Genomic DNA, 18,622 nt, shown 5'->3' with positions numbered 1-18,622 from the left:
GAGCGGATTTTTTTATGAATTTTTGTGACCAGTTTCTTTTAAAAATAAGGTTAGAATAATGGCAATAAATATTCCAATGATCCAAAACCAAATTGCTTGATGATAATGTACAGTTTTATCTGTAACATTTACAATTTCGTTTCCATATAATTTAGCAAAAACAGGATTAACTAGAGAAGTTACACCAAATGTCAAAAAGTTTTGAACTCCAGTTGCAGAGCCTTTTACATAATCTGGATTAGCTTCTTTGATAACCGAATATGGGATCATTGCGACTCCAGAGAAAAGCCCAAAAATGAAAAATGTAACTTTTATTGGAATTAAATCTGAAAGATAAATGAGTTGTAAAAACATCAGGATCATTCCGATACAACCAAAAAGAATAACAGGTTTTCTTTTTCCTATTTTATCCGTTATATAACCCATTAATGGACATCCAACTACCCAGCCTAGTGACGCCATAGCAGCAGTCATAGCAGCATTGTGAGCATCAAAACCTAAGTCTAATTTGAAAAAAGGAACAGCCCAAGTCATGGCAAAAATTGTTGTCGGTATAAATAATAATCCAGAAATAATACCAGTTAACCAAGAATTTGGATTGCTGAAAATAATTTTGAAAGGTTCAATAAAAGAGGTTTGTTTACTTTTTTCGATCTCTTCTTCAGACGATTTTGGAGTTATGAACAGCATTGCTACAGCTGGAATTATACATAAAACTCCAGCAATTATCCAAAATGTTTTATATCCAAAACCATTTTCTAATAATGGCGCAACCACAAATTGTCCTGCCGCTCCACCAAGCATTCCTATACATTGAGAGAAGCCTATTGCTGTTGCTAAAGATTTTGATGAGAATCCTTTGGTTGCTAAATAGACACAACCAGGAAAAGCAAATGCGCTACCTGCTCCTTGTAATAATCTGCCTATTGTTCCAGCGAATTGGGAGGAAGCGATAAATAAAATACATCCTATTCCGAGTATAAAACATCCTGCAAACATCGAATATCTTGCACCAAATTTGTCTAAAAATATTCCAGCAATTAAAGCGAATATCGAATAGGTGTAATAATATGTTCCAATGAGAGAAACTAAATTTTCTTTAGAAATGTTGTAATTCTGAGCCAAATCTGTGATCATTAATGAAGGCGCAGAACGAGTTGCGTAATCAATGAAATAAAAGATTAAGCCTAAAACCCATGCAATGATGAAAAGTTTTTTACTTGATTGTGTGATAGATGATGGTTGATTCATTATAAATCTTTTAAATGTTTATAATTGGATTTAATCGTTTCCATTACCTCATTCATTTTTCCACCTAACATTAGTTTCGCCATAGATTTTGTCATTCCAATCATTTGATCAAGATCTACTTTTGGAGGCATTGCTAAAGCGTTTGGATTTGTAAATACATTTAATAAATACGGTCCATTATACGCAAAAGCTCTTCCGATTGCATCAGGTAAATCATCAGGATTTTTAACCGATTCGCTTTCTATTCCCATTGCTTTTCCAATCAAAGTAAAGTCAGGATTTTCCATATCTGTTTCATTGTCAGTTAAACCAGCAACTTCCATTTCCAATTTAACCATTCCTAATGTTCTATTATTAAAAATAATTAGTTTAACAGGTAGATTATATTGTTTGATGGTTGCTAAATCTCCTAATAACATTGAAATTCCACCATCACCACACATCGCAATAATTTGTCTGTCAGGATATGCCATTTGTGCACCAATCGCTTGAGGCATTGCATTTGCCATAGAACCATGATTAAAAGATCCTAACATTTTCCTTTCCCCCGTACCCGTTATATAACGTGCTCCCCAAACACAACACATTCCTGTATCAACTGTAAAAATAGCATCTTTTGTAGCTAACTCATCTAATAAATAAGCTGCATATTCGGGTTGAATGGCATTTTCTTTTCCTTTTTCATGAACAAATGTCATTTTGCTTTCAAGAACTTTCTTGTACATTTCTAATTGACTATCCAAAAAATCTTTGTCTTGCTTAGGTTCTAATAACTCAATTAATTCGTTAATTGTTTCTTTTGCATTTCCGACTAATCCTAAATCAATTTTAGCTCTTCGTCCAAGTTTAGAGCCATCTGAATCAATTTGAATGATTTTTTTATCTGTTGGAATAAAATCTTTATAAGGAAAATCGGTACCAATCAAAATAATTAAATCAGCTTTGTGCATAGCATGATAAGCAGATGGTTGACCAAGTAATCCTGTCATTCCTATTTCATTTGGATTATTGGGTTGAATACTCATTTTTCCTTTGAACGAATATCCAACTGGAGCATGCAAATGACGAGAAAGTTTTATAACTTCTTCATTTGCTTGAGATGCGCCAATTCCACAGAATAAGGTAATATTATTAGCATCATTTATAATAGAAGCAGCTTCTCTTAATTCAGTTTTATTTGGAGTAATAATAGGTTGATTGAAATAGAAATTCGAGGTATAATTACTTTCAACGGCTTCCATTTCTGCAATATCTCCTGGAAGTCCAATAATTGCAACATCTTTTTTTGAAATAGCATGTTGTATTGCTGTTTGTACCATTCTAGGAACTTGTTCTGCTCGAGTAATAATTTGATTATAACAACTACAATCATCAAAAAGTTTAATAGTATTCGTTTCCTGAAAATAATCTGTACCAAATTCTATTGTAGGCAGAGTAGAGGCAATTACAACTAAAGGAGTTCTTGATTTATGCGCTTCATAAACTCCGTTAATCAAATGTACATGACCAGGACCAGAACTTCCAGCGCAACATCCAATCCCATTCAATTCTGATTCGGCAGTAGCAGCTATTGCTCCAGCTTCTTCATGTCTTACATGAACCCAATCAATTTTGTCACTTTGTTTAACTGCAATATTAAAAAAATTGAGACTATCACCAGTTACTGCATAAACACGTTTTATATTCGCTTTTTCTAGTAATTCTACAATTTGATGTGCTACATTCTTTCCCATAATAAAGTATTTTTTTGATTGTGACTAACAAGTTATGAAATTATAGAATGAAAATATTTGGAATAAGTGTTAAATATTTGAACAATAAATTTTTGTAAAATAAAAAAGCCTGTTAAGAAACAGGCTTAAAATTAACACATGAGGACAAAATTTACTCTACTAAATCTTATACGTACATGAATATTTCAATATTTGTGCCAAAACTATATTCGACATAAAAAATAATTGCACAATCTATTTAACCGCTTTTATTTTTCCATTCATTGTGGCAAAATGACCAGGGAAAGAACATAAGAAATCGTATGTACCTTCTTCTAAAGTAAATTTGATTTGATCATTTTCTTTACCACCTAACAATTTTGTGTGCGCAATAATTTCTGATTGTAATTCTGTCGGAATATAATCTGTCGCCTTAGCAGAAGCCGCTGTATTTGCAAAAGCAGAAGCATCAGAACCTGGTTTTAACAAAATAAAATTATGTCCCATTGCTTCTTTTGACATTTCACCAGCATTCATTAAGATTAAAGTTACTTCTTCACCAGCTTTTACTGTAAATTCAGTTTTATCGTAGCGCATATCATCACTCGCTTTCAAAACAATATGATTGTTTGTAGCAGGCGTAGCTGTAGAAGTTTCAGCATCTTCTGATGGAGCTGTACTATAATCTATTTCTGGTTGAGTTGATTCATCTTTCTTAGAACCTCCGCAGCTCATCATCAAAATTGCCGCGAAACTCATCAAAGCTATTTTTTTCATTATTTCAATTTTTTGTTTGATATAAAAATAATGAAATTCAGTAACTTAAAAAAGTTTACTCAGTCTAAATAGAACTGATTTTAAACAGATAAATATCTAAGGAATATCCAAATATTTGTGTGTTTGTAAAGAATAACGCCATTTCGGATTTTCTTTTACATATTCCACAATCAATGGAAGATTTTTGTCGCGTTTGCTCCATTCTGTTTGTAAGAAAAGTGTACAATCTTTTCCAACACGAGCAGCTTGTTCTTCAGCAAATTGAAAATCGTGATTATTGAACACAATACATTTCAATTCATTTGCAGCTTCGCAAACTTCGTCTAACGGCAACATTAATTTTTTTGGAGAAAGACAAACCCAATCAATTTCTCCACTCAACGGATAAGCACCCGAAGTTTCGATGTGAATTCTTGCACCTTTTTCGTGTAGTTTTTTTGTCAAATAAGTCAAATCCCACATCAAAGGTTCTCCTCCTGTAATGATGATTGTTTTGGCTTGAGAAGTTGCCAAGTCTACCAATTCATCAACGTTAGTTAAGGGATGCTTTTCAGCATCCCAACTATCTTTTACATCGCACCAATGGCAACCAACATCACAACCTCCTAATCGAATAAAATAAGAAGCCACACCTGTGTACATTCCCTCACCTTGAATTGTGTAAAAATGCTCCATTACAGGCAATAATTTCCCTTCTTGTATCAATTGTTGTTCTTCTGCAGTTGTTGATGCAATGTGTATCATAATTTTATTTTTTGTTGTTGTATGCCAACAATGTGTTTTTTAATAACATAGCGCGTGTCATAGGTCCAACTCCTCCTGGAACAGGCGTTATCCACGATGCTTTTTCTTTTACATTATCAAAATCTACATCACCAGCTAATCTAAATCCTCGAGGATTAGTTTCGTCATTAACGCGTGTAATTCCTACGTCAACGATAACCGCTCCATCTTTTACCATATCAGCTTTTAAGAAACCAGGAACACCTAATGCAGTGATCACAATATCAGCTTCTTTTGTAAATTGTTCTAAATTTTGCGTTTTTGAATGAGTTAATGTAACTGTACTGTTTCCAGGATTTCCGTTTTTACTCATCAAAATACTCATTGGGCGACCAACGATGCGAGAACGACCAATCACAACTGTATGTTTACCAGTTGTATCAATGTTGTAACGCTCTAACATTTCCATAATTCCGTAAGGTGTAGCAGGTAAAAATGTTTCCATTTCTAATGCCATTTTACCAAAATTCATTGGATGAAAACCATCTACATCTTTCTTAGGATCAATTGCATTGATAACTGCTTCTTGATCGATGTGTTTTGGTAATGGCAATTGCACGATAAATCCGTCTAATGTATCATCATTGTTCCATTTTTCAATTTCTGCAATCAAATCTTCTTGAGAAATTGTATCAGGCAAACGTAATTCTGAAGACTCGAAACCTACAAAATGACAATCCTTGATTTTATTGTCAACATAGGTTTGAGAAGCACCATTACTTCCTACTAAAATTGCACCCAAATGTGGTACACGAACTCCTTGGTCCTTGTAATTCTGCACCAGCTCCTTGATCTCTTGTTTGATCTCTTTTGCCAGTTTAATACCGTCTAAAATTTGCATTGTTTTGTTGTGTTTGCGCAAAGATACGGACAAATTGGAAAATAAATCATTAAGTTTTGAGTTGATGATTTTTTGATTAAATAGAAAAACCACTTCGTTGTGAAGTGGTTTTAGCATTACTGATATTTTTTCTGCGCTTCTTTTAAGTAATTAAAAACTTGTGTTGTTTTCATTTTTTTGGAATTTGTATTAAAAATAAACATTCCAGTTTCGACATTGAAATAATAATCTTTTTCTCCATTTTTCAATTGAAACCATTCCAATAAACCATTTGTAAGATTAACACCAATCCAATTGATTTGTGAAGTTTTGAGGTCGAAAATAAAATTATCGTTCGGATTATTTGTGGTGATATAATGTATTTTGTCGTCCAAAACATATAAAACACCACTTCCTTGAAACGCTTTCATTTTTAAGAATTTTGATTGTAGATTTCCAAAGTTATAACGCAAAACTGCTTTAAATTCTACATTTGGAGGAACTTGTGTTAACAAAGCATTTTGTTTCTTTTCGCGTGATTTACTTGCCCAAAAAGTTATTCCAAGAAGTAGTGCAAATGGAGAAAAAAACAAAATAATGATGATAGTAATGAAAGAATGTTATCCATAGTAGGTTGATTTAGGTTGTGTTAAGATACAAAAAAAAAGCTGTTAGTTTTCTAACAGCTTTTTTGAAATTTTATAAAGTTTGATTTTATTACAAATTACTCATTTTTTCTTCTACAACTTTTCGTTCTTGTACAATCAAATGATCTTCTTCTGTCGGAAATTGAAAAATTCCAGAATTGATGCTTTCAATGCGTTTCAAGACTTCGTAAGATGCTTTTGCTTTTGTAAAATCTTCTCGATTGAGATAAATACGAATCGCTTTCATAAACGTCAAAATATTTTTCTTTTTCAATTCATCTGCCAACAAAAATTGATCGCGTTCTTCGTTTGCTTCCAATAAAGTCGACAAATTATTATCATCAATTTTGTAATACGATTGTAACATTTGATTGAAAATAATCAAAAAACCTTCATCTGCATTTCCAACTTCTAACGAAATGATTCGAGCCAATGTTTTGTTTAATTCTTGAATATATTTTGAAATAAAATCTTGTTTAATCATCTTAATCTAATTTTTTAGACAACTTTTCGAAAGTTTTTTTTGCGTTTTTATCTTCGTATAAAATCTTATGAACAGCGTTGATAATTGGCGCTTTTATTTGGTATTGCTCATTCATAATTGCCACACCTTTTGTCGCATAGTAACCTTCGGCAACCATATTCATCTCCAAAATAGCAGATTTTACGGTGTAACCTTTTCCAATCATATTTCCGAACATTCGATTTCGTGAAAAGAACGAATATCCTGTTACTAACAAATCGCCTAAATAAGCCGAATCGTTAATTTTACGCTTCATTGGACTTGCAGTTTTTAAAATATGATTCATTTCTCGAATCGCATTACTCATCAAAACTGCTTGGAAATTATCTCCATAACCCAAACCATGCGCTATACCTGCTGCAATCGCGTAAATATTTTTCAATACCGCGCCAAATTCAGTTCCGTAAATATCGTTTGAAAGTTTCGTTTTGATAAAATCACATGCTAAACAATCCGCAACAACTTGTGCTTTGTTTTCGTCTTGCGCCGCAATTGTTAAATAAGAAAGACGCTCCAAAGCAACTTCCTCAGCGTGACAAGGACCACTTACAATTCCTAATTGTTCTTCTTTTACATCGAATTTATCAAACAAATATTGTCCAACCAATTGATAATGATCTGGAATAATTCCTTTGATTGATGTTACTACAAATTTATCTGTCAACGGAACAGTTAATTTACTTAAACAATCGGCAACGTAAATAGATGGCACAACCAAAAAGATTATATCCGAATTCATGACAACTTCGTTGATATCCGTTGAAATTTTAAGCTTTTCTGACTTAAATTCGACATCAGTTAAATAATTTGGATTGTGTCTATTTCGCTCCAAATATCCTTTTACGTATTCATCTTTTACCCACCAGTTGAAAGTTTCAAGGTTTTTATTCAGCATTTTTGCAATCGCAGTTGCCCAGCTTCCATTCCCTATTAATCCAACTTTACGATTAGATAACTCTATCATAATATATGTATTGAATAGACAAAGTTAATTAATTTGTAGCTTAGGTATTTTGAATTTTACGAAAAGAAACTCAATTTTGTAAAAATTTTAACGACTTTGTATAAAAAGCTTTTTAGTGAGACCATTATCTACGGTATTGGCTCTATATTGCCGAGGGTAATTATTTTAGCATTGAATTTTTTTATTATCAAGCAAGTTGATAATTCAGATTTTGCAATGTTTTCTCAATTATATTCTGCGGTTTCTTTCCTGAATGTCATTTTAACATTTGGTTTCGAGACTGCATTTTTCCGTTATGCAACCGAAGAAGGAATGTATCAAAAAGTGTTGAATACAGCTTTTTGGTTTATGGTGATGAGTTCTACTGCAATGCTCGTTTTAGTTTTTCTTTTTTTACAACCTCTGGCAGATTCTGCAAATTATAGCGATCACCCAGAATATATTTTGTGGTTTGCGTGGATTGCTTTTTTTGATGCAATTTGTGTGATCCCTTTTGCAGTTCTACGTTTTAAAAATCGACCAATATTATATACAACAATTCGCGTAATTCAGAATGTTTTTCAAGCAGTTTTGACAATTGGTTTGTTGTATTATGTTTCGAAAGATTTTATGCTAGGTTTAGGTTTTGATAATGCGATTTCCTATCCTTTTATAGCGAATTTATTAGCGAGTATTTTAGGATTTGTATTATTAATAGGCGTTGTACGTCATGTTCAATTCAAATTTGATCAATCACTTTTCAAACAAATGTTTTTGTACGGTTATCCGATTATGATTGCTGGTTTGGGGTATATTTTAAATGAAAATTTCGATAAATTAGTTCAACGACAATTAATAGATCCAGCAGCAGCGGGTTCTTATGGCGCTTGTTACAAATTAGCAACATTAATGACGCTTTTCGTAACAGCTTATCGAATGGGAATAGAACCATTTTTCTTTAAAGTTGCCAAAAAAGGAGATGCAAAACAGACATACGCGAATATTTTGTTCTTTTTCAGTATCATTTGTAATATTGTAATTCTTGGAATTTTAGCAAATATTGACTGGATTAAGAAAATATTTGTTCCAAATTCAACGTATTGGAATGCTTTAGATATTGTCCCAATTATTTTAATTGCGAATTTATTTTTCGGAATTTATTATAACCTTTCAACATGGTACAAAGTAACGGATAGAACAAGTATCGGAACTATAATTTCATTGGTTGGTGGTGCGATTACTATTATTTTGAATGTTTTTTTATTGCCAAAATATGGTTTTATGGTTTCTGCCTGGACAACTTTATTGGCGTATGGTGTAATGATGGTGATTTCGTACATTTGGGGTCAGAAAGTTTATCCGATTCCGTATAAAGTCAATAAAATTGTACTTTACATGGGAATTGCAATTGCTTTAGCATGTACAAATTATTACATTCTCGATTCTAATTTGATTATTGGTAATCTGATTCTTATCGTGTACATTGCGTTTATTGCGTTTGCGGAAAAAAATACACTTAAAAAACTAAGAAAATAAAGATGAAAGTAAAAGTTATCAACATCTCGAAACACGCTTTACCAGAATATAAAACAGCTTTATCGGCTGGAATGGATTTAACAGCTAACATTGATGCACCAATCGAATTAAAACCTTTGGAAAGAAGATTAATTCCAACAGGATTGAGCATCGAATTACCAGCAGGTTACGAAGCACAAGTTCGTCCTCGTAGTGGAATGGCGTTAAAATATGGTTTAACTTGTTTGAATTCTCCTGGAACAATTGATGCAGATTATCGTGGAGAAATCGGTGTTATTTTAGCTAATGTTTCAAACGAAGCCGTTACAATCAACGATGGGGAGCGTATTGCACAATTAGTGATCGCGAAACACGAAACGGTTGAGTGGGAAGAATCTAACGCTTTAAATGAAACTGAACGCGGAGCTGGAGGTTTCGGAAGTACAGGAAAACAATAATTTTTTTGTCATTCTGAGCTTGTCGAAGAATCTAAAAAAGAAGTAATTCAATTATAAAATATCAATCTAACAAAAAATATTTTTAGAAATAAAATGAAAATTATTATCCCAATGGCAGGACGTGGTTCACGTTTACGCCCTCATACATTAACAACACCAAAACCATTAATTCCAATTGCAGGAAAACCAATCGTGCATCGTTTGGTAGAAGATATTGCGAAGGTTTGTTCAGAAAAAATTGACGAAATTGCTTTTGTAATTGGTGATTTTGGAGCTGAGGTTGAAGCTGATTTAATTGCAATTGCAGAAAAATTAGGAGCAAAAGGAACAATTTGTCATCAATTGGAGCCGCTTGGAACAGCGCATTCTATTTGGATGGCAAAAGAAGCTTTGGATGGACCAACGGTTGTGGCGTATGCAGACACATTATTTCGTGCAGATTTCAAATTAGATATGGAATCGGATGGCGTTGTTTGGGTAAAACAGGTCGATAATCCTTCGGCTTTTGGCGTTGTGATATTAGATGATAACAGTGTTATTACAGATTTCGTTGAAAAACCAAAAGAATTTGTTTCGGATTTGGCGATTATTGGGATTTACTTTTTCCGTGATGGACAAAAGTTATATAAAGAAATTGAATATTTATTAGAAAATGATATTCAAAAAGGTGGAGAATATCAATTGACAGATGCATTAGAAAATATGCGTGCTGCAGGTGATAAATTTACGCTTGGAAAAGTGGACGAATGGATGGATTGTGGTAATAAAGCGGTTACAGTTGACACCAATACACGTGTGTTGAATCTGGATAAAGAAGATTTCAAAACGATTCATTCTTCTGCAAAAATTGACAATTCATTAATCATTGAACCATGTTTTATTGGAGAAAATGTCGTGATTAAAAATTCGAAAATCGGACCTTTTGTTTCATTAGGAAATGGAACGGTTGTTGAAAACTCGAATATTGATAACAGTTTGATTCAAGAAAATTCAATCATCAGTAATGCAAATCTTACAGATACAATGATCGGAAACAATGCCAAATATTATGGTGTTTCGCGTAGTATTAGTTTAGGAGATTACTCCGAATTGGACTTCAAATCATACGAAGCTTAAAAAATTATGATCAAAAAATTAACGTATATCTTTTGTTTAGGAGTTCTTGCAACAGCTTGTAACACTCAGAAAGTGGCAAAAGTAGATAAAGATAATACAGAAGTTGTTTCGGCTTCTTCAAAAATTATTCAGCAAACCTTATCAAAAAAATCATCATTCAAAGATTTGACGATTAAGGCAAAAGTTTCAGCAGATTTGGGAGATGTAAATGCTACAATTGCTGTGGAAAATGGACAAAAGATATGGGTTAATGCAACAAAATTTGGATTTACAGGTGCTCGCGCATTGATTACGCCTGATGGTTTTTCAGCTTTCGAAAAGTTAGGTGGAACATATTATGAAGGAGATTTTTCTATCGCAAATAAATTATTAAAAGTTGACTTTATCGATTATCAAAAATTACAAAATTTGATGTTAGGAAAAGTTTTCGTTGATCTAAATCCTACAGATTATACAGCTACTTTTACAGATAATCAATATACGATTACATATAATAAAAATCAAGCGATTGCGACTTCTCCAAAAGAAGGCGAATATATACAAACATATGTTTTTGATAATGGTTTCCGATTGAAAGAAGCACATCTGAAAGATCCAAAACGAAAAATGGAAGTTGATTTGGCTTACGACAATTGGGTAAAAGCTGGAGCAGAGGAATTTCCGAAAAATGTTAAAATTATTATAAAAGAGAAAAAAACGCGTCAAATAGACTTGGAATATAATAGTTTTACGTTTCAGGAAACGAACACACCGTTCTCAATTCCAGATGGGTATAAGAAAAAAGAAATAAAATAATGAAGTTTGTTTTATCAACTGTACTTTTAACGTTGTCATTATCAGTGTTTGCGCAGGTTCCGTACAATAAAGCGAACTTACAAAAACAGAATGCTCAGCTTAAAAAAGAGATTATAAACTTAAACAAACAACTCGAGGTTAATAAGCAAAATTCGAAGTTAAATGTTGATTTTGTGCAGAATTTGACGAAAAAAATTCAGGTACAAACAAAATTAGTTAACAACTTATCGAAAGAAAAACGCTTTATCGAGGACGAAATTTATTTAACTCAATTAGAGATTAATAAACTTTCGCGCGAGTTGGTTGAGCTAAAAAAAGACTACAAACAGGTTTTGGTTCGAGCATATAAGAACAAATCTGTTGAAAATAAATTACTTTTTGTGCTTTCTTCTAAAAGTTTGGGAGAAGCATATCGTCGTATCAAATATTTAGAAAAATATTCGGCTTTTCAATTAGGACAAGCAAATGAAATTATCGGTAAACAAACTGATATTCAGACGAAAAAAGCAAAAAAAGAAAAAGCGAAAGACGAAAAAGAAAAAGTACTTTCTCAGCAAACTTTGTTTAGTCAAAATCTTGAAAAAGAACGATTAACAAAAGAGAAAGCGGTCGAAGAATTCCGTAAAAACGAAGGTGTTATTGCTGCTGAAATTAATGCAAAAGAAGCACAACAACGCCAAATTGATGCACAGATTAAAGCAATTATTGAAGAAGAGATTCGACAAGCAAAGATTCGTGCAGAAAAAGATTTAAAAGATTGGAACGAAGCTAAACGAGGAAATACAATTGCATCTTATAATGAGTATTTAAGAGATAACCCAAAAGGAGATTATGCGAAATCAGCTCGTACAGCTATTTTAAGAATTGAGAATGATGCCAAAGCATGGAATATTGCACGTTCAGCGCATACAAAACAAGCGTATCAATCTTATTTAAATCATCATCCAACAGGAAGTTTCGTATCTACAGCAAAAACAGAAGTTGCTAAATTTGAACAATTAGAACGCGAAGCTGAAGCAGAACGTCAACGTATCATTGCACAACGTAAAGCAGAAGAGGAAGCTCGTTTGAAAGCTCAAAAAGAAGAAGATGCTCGTAAAATTGCAGCAGCTAAAGCTGAAGCTGAGCGTAAAGCGAAGATAGAAGCTGAGCAGAAAGTTGTTGTAAAAGTGCCAGAAAAAGAACGTGTTGTAAAAGTAGATGCAGTAAAACCAGCTGAGACTTTTGCAGAACGTCCAGATTCTGAAGGTATTTCGGGAGAATTCTCATCAAACAAAGGTCGTCTACCTTGGCCTGTTGATAAAGGAACGGTTGTAAGTAGATTTGGAGCTAATTCTCACCCAGTTTTATCTAATATTACAACGCAAAATAGTGGTGTTGATATTTCAACTTATCGTGGAGCACATGCACGTGCTGTTTACGAAGGAACTGTTCAAGCTGTAATGAGTGTATCTGGAAATGGTAAGGCTGTATTGGTAAGACATGGTTCGTATTATTCAGTTTATACAAACTTATCAAGTGTAAGTGTTTCGAAAGGTGATGATGTAAAACGTGGTCAGTCTTTAGGAATTATCTATACAAGTGGAGATGGAGAAACAATCATGAATTTCCAAGTTTGGAGCGGAACAACAAAACAAAATCCTGCTTCTTGGGTAGCGGGAATGTAATAAATTAATTATATATTTGTATTAAAATCAATTCAGTATGGGATTAGGAGGTAAAGAATGGATCGTAATCGTACTTGTTGTGTTATTATTATTCGGAGGAAAGAAAATTCCTGAATTAATGAAAGGATTAGGTTCTGGATTAAACGAATTCAAGAAAGCAACAAAAGATGATAACAAATCAGAAGCTACTGAAAGTACTTCTGACAAAAAAGAAAATTAAAATATATTTTTAATTAGATAATAGAGCATTGTAGTTGCGTATACAATTACAATGCTTTTATTTTATAAACTAAAACAAAACATGAAATTCACAGATAAAGCTTGGTCTATTTTTAATCAAAGTATCAATGATTATCACAAATATGATGATGTAAATCGTCAAATCGAAAATCCATATAGCGAAGAAGATTTAATCGCTCATTTATTGTACAAAAAAAATTGGATTGATACAGTTCAATGGCATTTAGAAGATATTATTCGTGATCCACAAATTGATCCAGTAGAAGCATTAAGCTTAAAACGTTGGATTGATAAATCAAACCAAGAACGTACAGATATGGTAGAATATGTGGATAGCTGGTTTTTACAACAATATGCGAATGTAGAAGTAAAAGCAGATGCAACTTACAATACAGAATCTCCTGCGTGGGCTGTAGACCGTTTTTCTATTTTATCGCTTAAGGTTTATCACATGAAACAAGAGGTAGAACGTGAGGATGCAACACCGGAGCATAAAGCAGCTTGTCAAGTGAAATTAGATGTTTTGAATCAACAACATCAAGATTTATCAACAGCGATTGAAGAATTGTTGGCTGATTTTGAAGCAGGTAAAAAATACATGAAAGTGTATAAACAAATGAAAATGTATAATGACGAGGATTTGAATCCAGTTCTTTATGCAAACAAGAAATAATTTTCAGAAAAATTAATAAAATATAGAAAACTCATCTTTTTTGGATGAGTTTTTTTATTGCGTACAAATATGTTAATTTCATCTAATCAAAATATTAGAATGAAAAAACTGAAATTTATTACTTGCTTTACCTTATAATCAACCTAAAAATTAACACCAGAAGAATTTAAAAAGCTTCAAACTAAAATTTTAGAATAATTATAAAGTTGAAATTACCTCGTATTGAAAAATATGAGGTAATTTTATAATTACTGTAAAATTTCACACATGAAGAAAAATTATTTCAAACCCTTACTTTTAGGAATAAGTTTATTCTCGATTTCGGTTTTTGGTCAACAAGAAAAACCAAAATACGATTATCAAGAAGCTTTCAAACCATTTTTTTATCAGAATAATGCAACAGAAACTCGTTCGGCGAGTGGAAAACCAGGTCATAATTATTGGCAAAATCGTGCAGATTATAATCTGAATGTTAGTTTGAATGAAGAAAAAAATGAAATTTCGGGAACATCTGAAATTACATATACCAACAATAGTTTTGATGATTTAGACTTTTTGTGGTTACAATTGGATCAAAATTTATTCAAAAAAGAATCTCGAGGAAGTGCTTTATTACCGATTTCTGGAAGCCGTTATGGTGATTCAACTTCTGAATTTGAAGGAGGTTATAAAATTAAATCTGTTCAAATAGACGGAAAAGAAGCGAAATACACTGTTTCGGATACACGCATGCAAATTGATTTGATTAATCATTTGAAAGCTCGTGGAGGAAAAACAAAAATAAAAATCGAATATTCATTTGTTTCACCAGATTATGGAGCCGATAGAATGGGTGTAGAACCAACTAAAAATGGAAAGATTTTTACGATGGCGCAATGGTTTCCTCGCATGGCGGTTTACGATGACATCATGGGATGGAATACATTACCATACTTAGGACCAGGAGAATTTTATCTGGAATATGGAGATGTAACAGCAAATATTACAGTTCCGTCTACGCATTATGTGGTTGGTTCAGGAGAATTATTGAATGAAAACGAAGTCTACTCGAAAGAAGAAGTGAATCGTTGGAACAAAGCAAAAGCGAGTGATAAAACCGTTATTATTCGTTCTGCTGATGAGGTAAACAAAGCGACAAAAGTTGCAAAAGGAACAAAAACGTGGAAATTTAAAATTCAGAATACACGTGATTTTGCTTGGGCTTCATCATCTTCGTTCATCTTAGATGCAGCAAAAATTAATCTTCCAAGTGGTCAAAAATCGTTGGCAATTTCGGCTTATCCAGTAGAAAGTGACGGAAATGATGCTTGGTGAAGATCGACAGAATATACAAAAGCTTCTATTGAGCATTACTCGAAACAATGGTTAGAGTATCCTTATCCAGCGGCGACAAATGTGGCAGGAAATGAGGGTGGAATGGAATATCCTGGGATTGTTTTTTGTCATATGACTTCGAAAGGTGAAGGACTTTGGGGTGTTACAGATCACGAATTTGGACATATTTGGTTCCCGATGATTGTTGGTTCTAATGAGCGTGTTCATGGTTGGATGGACGAAGGTTTTAATACGTTTATCAATGATATTTCGACGAAGAATTTCAACAATGGCGAATATTACAAAAAGCAATCTGCACAACGAATGGCGGGTTATTTATTCAGCGATAATCTTGAGCCTGTAACGACTCAACCAGATAATATGCGCGAAAGAAATATCGGTGCATTGTTGTATTATAAGCCAGGTGCAGGAATGAAAGTTTTGCGTGAAACAATTTTGGGTGAAGAAAAATTCGATAAAGCATTGCGCCAATACATCAAATATTGGGCATATAAACATCCAACGCCAGAAGATTTTTTCCGCACGATGGAAAATGTTTCAGGAGAAGAATTATCTTGGTTTTGGAGAGGTTGGTTTTTGAATAAATGGACAATTGATCAAGGAATTAATAGTGCAAAATATGTAGATGGAGATTACAAAAAAGGCTTGATTTTGAAAGTTGAAAATTTTGGACAATTACCAATGCCAACTACTGTTCAAGTGAACTTTAAAGATGGGACTTCTCAAGAAGTTAAATTACCGATTGAAGTTTGGAAACGTAATACAGAATGGACATTCAAAGTGCCTTCAACAAAAGAAGTTTCGATGATTAAATTGGATCCAAATGGAGCTTTACCAGATATTGATTTGAAGAATAATACATTCAATATGGCGGATGCAAAACCTGTTGAAAAGGTTAATCCAAAAGAATACGAAGGTACATTTACGAATAAACAAATTAATTCAGAATTTGTGTTGAAAGCTGAAAACGATAAATTGAAATTAGTTTTTGGTGGACAAACTATTCCATTAGATTATCAAGGTGATAGTAAATTTGTGAATGAACAAGGCGGTTTGGAGTTGACTTTTGCAAAAGATAAAAAGACATTTTCTGTAGAAGAAGCTGGACAAAAGTTTGAGTTTACAAAGAAGTAAATTTGTTCTAAATTTTCATACTGAACCCGTTTTAGCATCACATCATAAAATATAAAAAACCACTTCATAAGAAGTGGTTTTTTGTTGACTATTATTTTTGAGATGTACCTTCTGGTTTAAGATATAAATCGAAGTAATCTGTAATTTTTTGCATCAAATGAACGCGATCTTTTCCACGAACATTATGCTCATGTCCAGGATAAACAAAATAATCCATTTGCATACCATTTTTCACTGCTTCGCGAATAAAATCAATCGAATGTTGCCAAACAACCACATTATCTTGCGCTCCGTGAATCATCAATAATTTACCTTTTAAGTCTTTTACACGGTTAATTAAATTCGTGTTTTTGAAACCTTCAGGATTATCTTGTGGCGATTCCATGTAACGTTCTGTGTACATAATTTCGTATTGTGTCCAATCTAAAACTGGTCCACCAGCAACACCAACTTTGAAAACATCAGGCTTACGTAACATAAAAGAAGTAGTCATAAATCCACCATAAGACCAACCATGAATTCCCATGCGTTCCGCATCTACGAAAGGCAAAGTTTTCAAGAAATCAACACCTTTCATTTGGTCATTCATTTCTGTAGTTGCTACATTTCCGTGAATCGCTTGTTCAAATTTAAGACCTCTATTCGCCGATCCGCGTCCGTCCATTGTAAATACAACATAACCTTTTTCCGCTAAATGATCGTACCAAAGATTTCCTGTTGCAGGAAAACGATTTGTGATTAATTGCGCGTGAGGACCATTGTATAAATAAACGATAACGGGATATTTTTTCGAAGAATCAAAGTTTGTTGGATAGATTAATTTTCCATACAAATCTGTTCCATCATCTGCTTTTAACGTTACATTTTCAACTTTCGCTGTATTGTAATTTGCCAAAGGATTTTGAGCAGTTAAGATATTTTGTTTGAATTTTCCGTTTGCATCCAATACATCAATTTTACGAGGCGTGTTATCATTACTCCAATTATCAATTGCATATTCTCCGTTCGTTGAAACCGAAACATTGTGCGTTCCAGCATCAGTTGTTATTTTACGCAATTTTCCATTCTCCCAATTCACCGCATATAAATGACGATCTTTCGGAGAATCTTTTGTTGTCATGATTAAGAATTCTTTTTTCTTCGCATTTTCTCCAACAAGATCCGTTACAATCCAATCTCCTTTTGTGATTTGGTTCAATAATTTTCCTTCCGTATTGAATCGGTACAAATGCATAAAACCATCGCGTTGCGACCACCAAACAAACTCGTTATTTTTTCCTGGAATAAAATGTAATTCATTTTGAGGTTCTACATATTTTGTATCATCTTCTTTGAATAATGTTTTAATCAATTTCCCTGAAACTGCATCATATTGATTCAATTCCATGTGCTTTTGATTACGAGAAAGTAAAGCAATATAAATATGTTTTTCGTCTGGCGACCACGTAACCGAAGTTAAATAATGATCTACTTCTGGGTGAGTTTCTAAGAAAGTCGTTTTTTGAGTGGTTGGATTATAAACACCTAACGTAACCGTATGATTTTTTGTTCCAGCAAACGGATATTTGATATTTTTGTTTACAGCAGGTTGTACAGACCAATCGATAATTGGATAATCTGTAACCGCTGTTTGATCCATTCTATAAAATGCAACTAAATTCCCTTTTGGAGAGATGAAAATTCCTTTGTGAATCCCAAACTCATTTTGATGAACCGATTTTCCATTCACGATTTCATATTTTCCGTCTTTGGTAATTTGATGTGTTTTTCCAGATTTATCAACAAAAAATAAATTGTTGTCAATTACATATCCAACTTGATTATTCGTCGCGTCAAATTCTATATTTTCTGCATTTTCAGGTAATTTCAACCAATCGTTTTGTTGACCAGCAGTTGTAATTGTTTTGTAACCTGTTTTTGTAGAAAAATAAGCTTGCTTATCATTGATCCAATTCAAAGAAGGAATTCTTTTATTCTCAAATTGAGAACTTCTAAAAATTGTATCAGTTTTAAGAGATGGAACTTCTTTCTTGATTAAAGCTTCTCCGTATGATGTTTTTACATTTTGCGTGTACGCATTTTGATTCGGAATCCATTGAACTTGATTTAGATTTTCGATACGTAAATTCGTCGATAATCCAAGTACAGCATCTTCCATTGTGACATTCTTTTTCTGAGCAATTAAACTAGCGCTCATTAAAAGTGTAGTCAATAAAATTGTTTTTTTCATGTG

Annotated in this window: 16 protein-coding genes and 1 pseudogene; 8 read left to right on the top strand and 9 right to left on the bottom strand. The window is 33.0% G+C overall.

Annotated elements, in window-relative coordinates; all coding sequences use genetic code 11:
* Positions 1-12 precede the first annotated feature (12 nt).
* From ACTS9J_RS00690 to ACTS9J_RS00655, 8 genes are all read right to left on the bottom strand, one after another.
* Positions 13-1,251, bottom strand: a complete 1,239-nt coding sequence (locus tag ACTS9J_RS00690) for an MFS transporter (protein ID WP_416402561.1) — start codon at positions 1,249-1,251, stop codon at positions 13-15.
* Positions 1,251-2,984 (bottom strand): thiamine pyrophosphate-dependent enzyme, encoded by a 1,734-nt coding sequence (locus tag ACTS9J_RS00685; RefSeq protein WP_448352695.1) that lies wholly within the window; start codon positions 2,982-2,984, stop codon positions 1,251-1,253. The genes ACTS9J_RS00690 and ACTS9J_RS00685 overlap by 1 nt, the downstream gene beginning before the upstream one ends.
* A gap of 234 nt (positions 2,985-3,218) precedes the next feature.
* A complete protein-coding gene (locus ACTS9J_RS00680; RefSeq protein WP_180905630.1) occupies positions 3,219-3,740 on the bottom strand; it encodes a plastocyanin/azurin family copper-binding protein in 522 nt (173 codons plus the stop codon).
* Between the two features lie 96 nt (positions 3,741-3,836).
* Positions 3,837-4,484: a 7-carboxy-7-deazaguanine synthase QueE gene (locus ACTS9J_RS00675; RefSeq protein ID WP_052217917.1), complete on the bottom strand. Its 648-nt coding sequence runs from the start codon at positions 4,482-4,484 to the stop codon at positions 3,837-3,839.
* A 4-nt stretch (positions 4,485-4,488) separates the two neighbouring features.
* Complete coding sequence (locus ACTS9J_RS00670) at positions 4,489-5,364, bottom strand: bifunctional 5,10-methylenetetrahydrofolate dehydrogenase/5,10-methenyltetrahydrofolate cyclohydrolase (protein ID WP_286501724.1); 876 nt, start codon at positions 5,362-5,364, stop codon at positions 4,489-4,491.
* 116 nt (positions 5,365-5,480) lie between these two features.
* Positions 5,481-5,936 carry a hypothetical protein gene (locus ACTS9J_RS00665; RefSeq protein WP_448352694.1) on the bottom strand — a complete coding sequence of 152 codons (456 nt, stop codon included), beginning with the start codon at positions 5,934-5,936 and terminating at the stop codon, positions 5,481-5,483.
* Positions 5,937-6,060: 124 nt separating this feature from the next.
* A complete protein-coding gene (locus ACTS9J_RS00660) occupies positions 6,061-6,474 on the bottom strand; it encodes a hypothetical protein (protein WP_038336563.1) in 414 nt (137 codons plus the stop codon).
* A gap of 1 nt (position 6,475) precedes the next feature.
* On the bottom strand, positions 6,476-7,477 hold the full coding sequence (locus ACTS9J_RS00655) for an NAD(P)H-dependent glycerol-3-phosphate dehydrogenase (protein ID WP_038336564.1): 1,002 nt from the start codon (positions 7,475-7,477) through the stop codon (positions 6,476-6,478).
* A 96-nt stretch (positions 7,478-7,573) separates the two neighbouring features.
* Between ACTS9J_RS00655 and ACTS9J_RS00650 the strand changes: the two genes are divergently transcribed.
* The 8 genes and pseudogenes from ACTS9J_RS00650 to ACTS9J_RS00615 all read left to right on the top strand — a co-directional run bounded on the left by ACTS9J_RS00650 (position 7,574) and on the right by ACTS9J_RS00615 (position 16,389).
* Positions 7,574-8,992, top strand: a complete 1,419-nt coding sequence (locus ACTS9J_RS00650; RefSeq protein WP_125349197.1) for a lipopolysaccharide biosynthesis protein — start codon at positions 7,574-7,576, stop codon at positions 8,990-8,992.
* Positions 8,993-8,994: 2 nt separating this feature from the next.
* A complete protein-coding gene (gene dut / locus ACTS9J_RS00645) occupies positions 8,995-9,429 on the top strand; it encodes a dUTP diphosphatase (protein WP_038336568.1) in 435 nt (144 codons plus the stop codon).
* Between the two features lie 93 nt (positions 9,430-9,522).
* Positions 9,523-10,545: a sugar phosphate nucleotidyltransferase gene (locus ACTS9J_RS00640; protein ID WP_448352693.1), complete on the top strand. Its 1,023-nt coding sequence runs from the start codon at positions 9,523-9,525 to the stop codon at positions 10,543-10,545.
* Between the two features lie 6 nt (positions 10,546-10,551).
* On the top strand, positions 10,552-11,340 hold the full coding sequence (locus ACTS9J_RS00635; protein WP_312208027.1) for a DUF4292 domain-containing protein: 789 nt from the start codon (positions 10,552-10,554) through the stop codon (positions 11,338-11,340).
* On the top strand, positions 11,340-13,007 hold the full coding sequence (locus tag ACTS9J_RS00630) for a peptidoglycan DD-metalloendopeptidase family protein (protein WP_448352692.1): 1,668 nt from the start codon (positions 11,340-11,342) through the stop codon (positions 13,005-13,007). The genes ACTS9J_RS00635 and ACTS9J_RS00630 overlap by 1 nt, the downstream gene beginning before the upstream one ends.
* 37 nt (positions 13,008-13,044) lie before the next feature.
* Positions 13,045-13,227, top strand: coding sequence for a twin-arginine translocase TatA/TatE family subunit (gene tatA / locus ACTS9J_RS00625; protein WP_038336575.1), 183 nt, complete (start codon positions 13,045-13,047; stop codon positions 13,225-13,227).
* A gap of 81 nt (positions 13,228-13,308) precedes the next feature.
* The gene (locus ACTS9J_RS00620; RefSeq protein WP_114998393.1) at positions 13,309-13,920 is read left to right on the top strand and encodes a DUF4254 domain-containing protein; all 612 of its coding nucleotides are present in this window, start codon (positions 13,309-13,311) and stop codon (positions 13,918-13,920) included.
* A gap of 267 nt (positions 13,921-14,187) precedes the next feature.
* A pseudogene (locus tag ACTS9J_RS00615) lies at positions 14,188-16,389 on the top strand (M1 family metallopeptidase).
* Positions 16,390-16,480: 91 nt separating this feature from the next.
* Here the strand turns inward: ACTS9J_RS00615 and ACTS9J_RS00610 are convergent.
* Positions 16,481-18,619, bottom strand: coding sequence for a S9 family peptidase (locus ACTS9J_RS00610; RefSeq protein WP_291046197.1), 2,139 nt, complete (start codon positions 18,617-18,619; stop codon positions 16,481-16,483).
* Between the last annotated feature and the right edge of the window lie 3 nt (positions 18,620-18,622).

The sequence above is a fragment of the Empedobacter sp. ULE_I140 genome (genome assembly GCF_053482575.1).
This window is presented reverse-complemented; position numbering and strand designations above follow the sequence as displayed.

Coding starts and splice junctions, on each gene's coding strand:
- ACTS9J_RS00690 (WP_416402561.1), bottom strand. CDS start 1,251: ATGAATCAACCATCATCTATCACACAATCAAGTAAAAAACTTTTCATC.
- ACTS9J_RS00685 (WP_448352695.1), bottom strand. CDS start 2,984: ATGGGAAAGAATGTAGCACATCAAATTGTAGAATTACTAGAAAAAGCG.
- ACTS9J_RS00680 (WP_180905630.1), bottom strand. CDS start 3,740: ATGAAAAAAATAGCTTTGATGAGTTTCGCGGCAATTTTGATGATGAGC.
- ACTS9J_RS00675 (WP_052217917.1), bottom strand. CDS start 4,484: ATGATACACATTGCATCAACAACTGCAGAAGAACAACAATTGATACAA.
- ACTS9J_RS00670 (WP_286501724.1), bottom strand. CDS start 5,364: ATGCAAATTTTAGACGGTATTAAACTGGCAAAAGAGATCAAACAAGAG.
- ACTS9J_RS00660 (WP_038336563.1), bottom strand. CDS start 6,474: ATGATTAAACAAGATTTTATTTCAAAATATATTCAAGAATTAAACAAA.
- ACTS9J_RS00655 (WP_038336564.1), bottom strand. CDS start 7,477: ATGATAGAGTTATCTAATCGTAAAGTTGGATTAATAGGGAATGGAAGC.
- dut (WP_038336568.1), top strand. CDS start 8,995: ATGAAAGTAAAAGTTATCAACATCTCGAAACACGCTTTACCAGAATAT.
- ACTS9J_RS00640 (WP_448352693.1), top strand. CDS start 9,523: ATGAAAATTATTATCCCAATGGCAGGACGTGGTTCACGTTTACGCCCT.
- ACTS9J_RS00635 (WP_312208027.1), top strand. CDS start 10,552: ATGATCAAAAAATTAACGTATATCTTTTGTTTAGGAGTTCTTGCAACA.
- ACTS9J_RS00630 (WP_448352692.1), top strand. CDS start 11,340: ATGAAGTTTGTTTTATCAACTGTACTTTTAACGTTGTCATTATCAGTG.
- tatA (WP_038336575.1), top strand. CDS start 13,045: ATGGGATTAGGAGGTAAAGAATGGATCGTAATCGTACTTGTTGTGTTA.
- ACTS9J_RS00620 (WP_114998393.1), top strand. CDS start 13,309: ATGAAATTCACAGATAAAGCTTGGTCTATTTTTAATCAAAGTATCAAT.
- ACTS9J_RS00610 (WP_291046197.1), bottom strand. CDS start 18,619: ATGAAAAAAACAATTTTATTGACTACACTTTTAATGAGCGCTAGTTTA.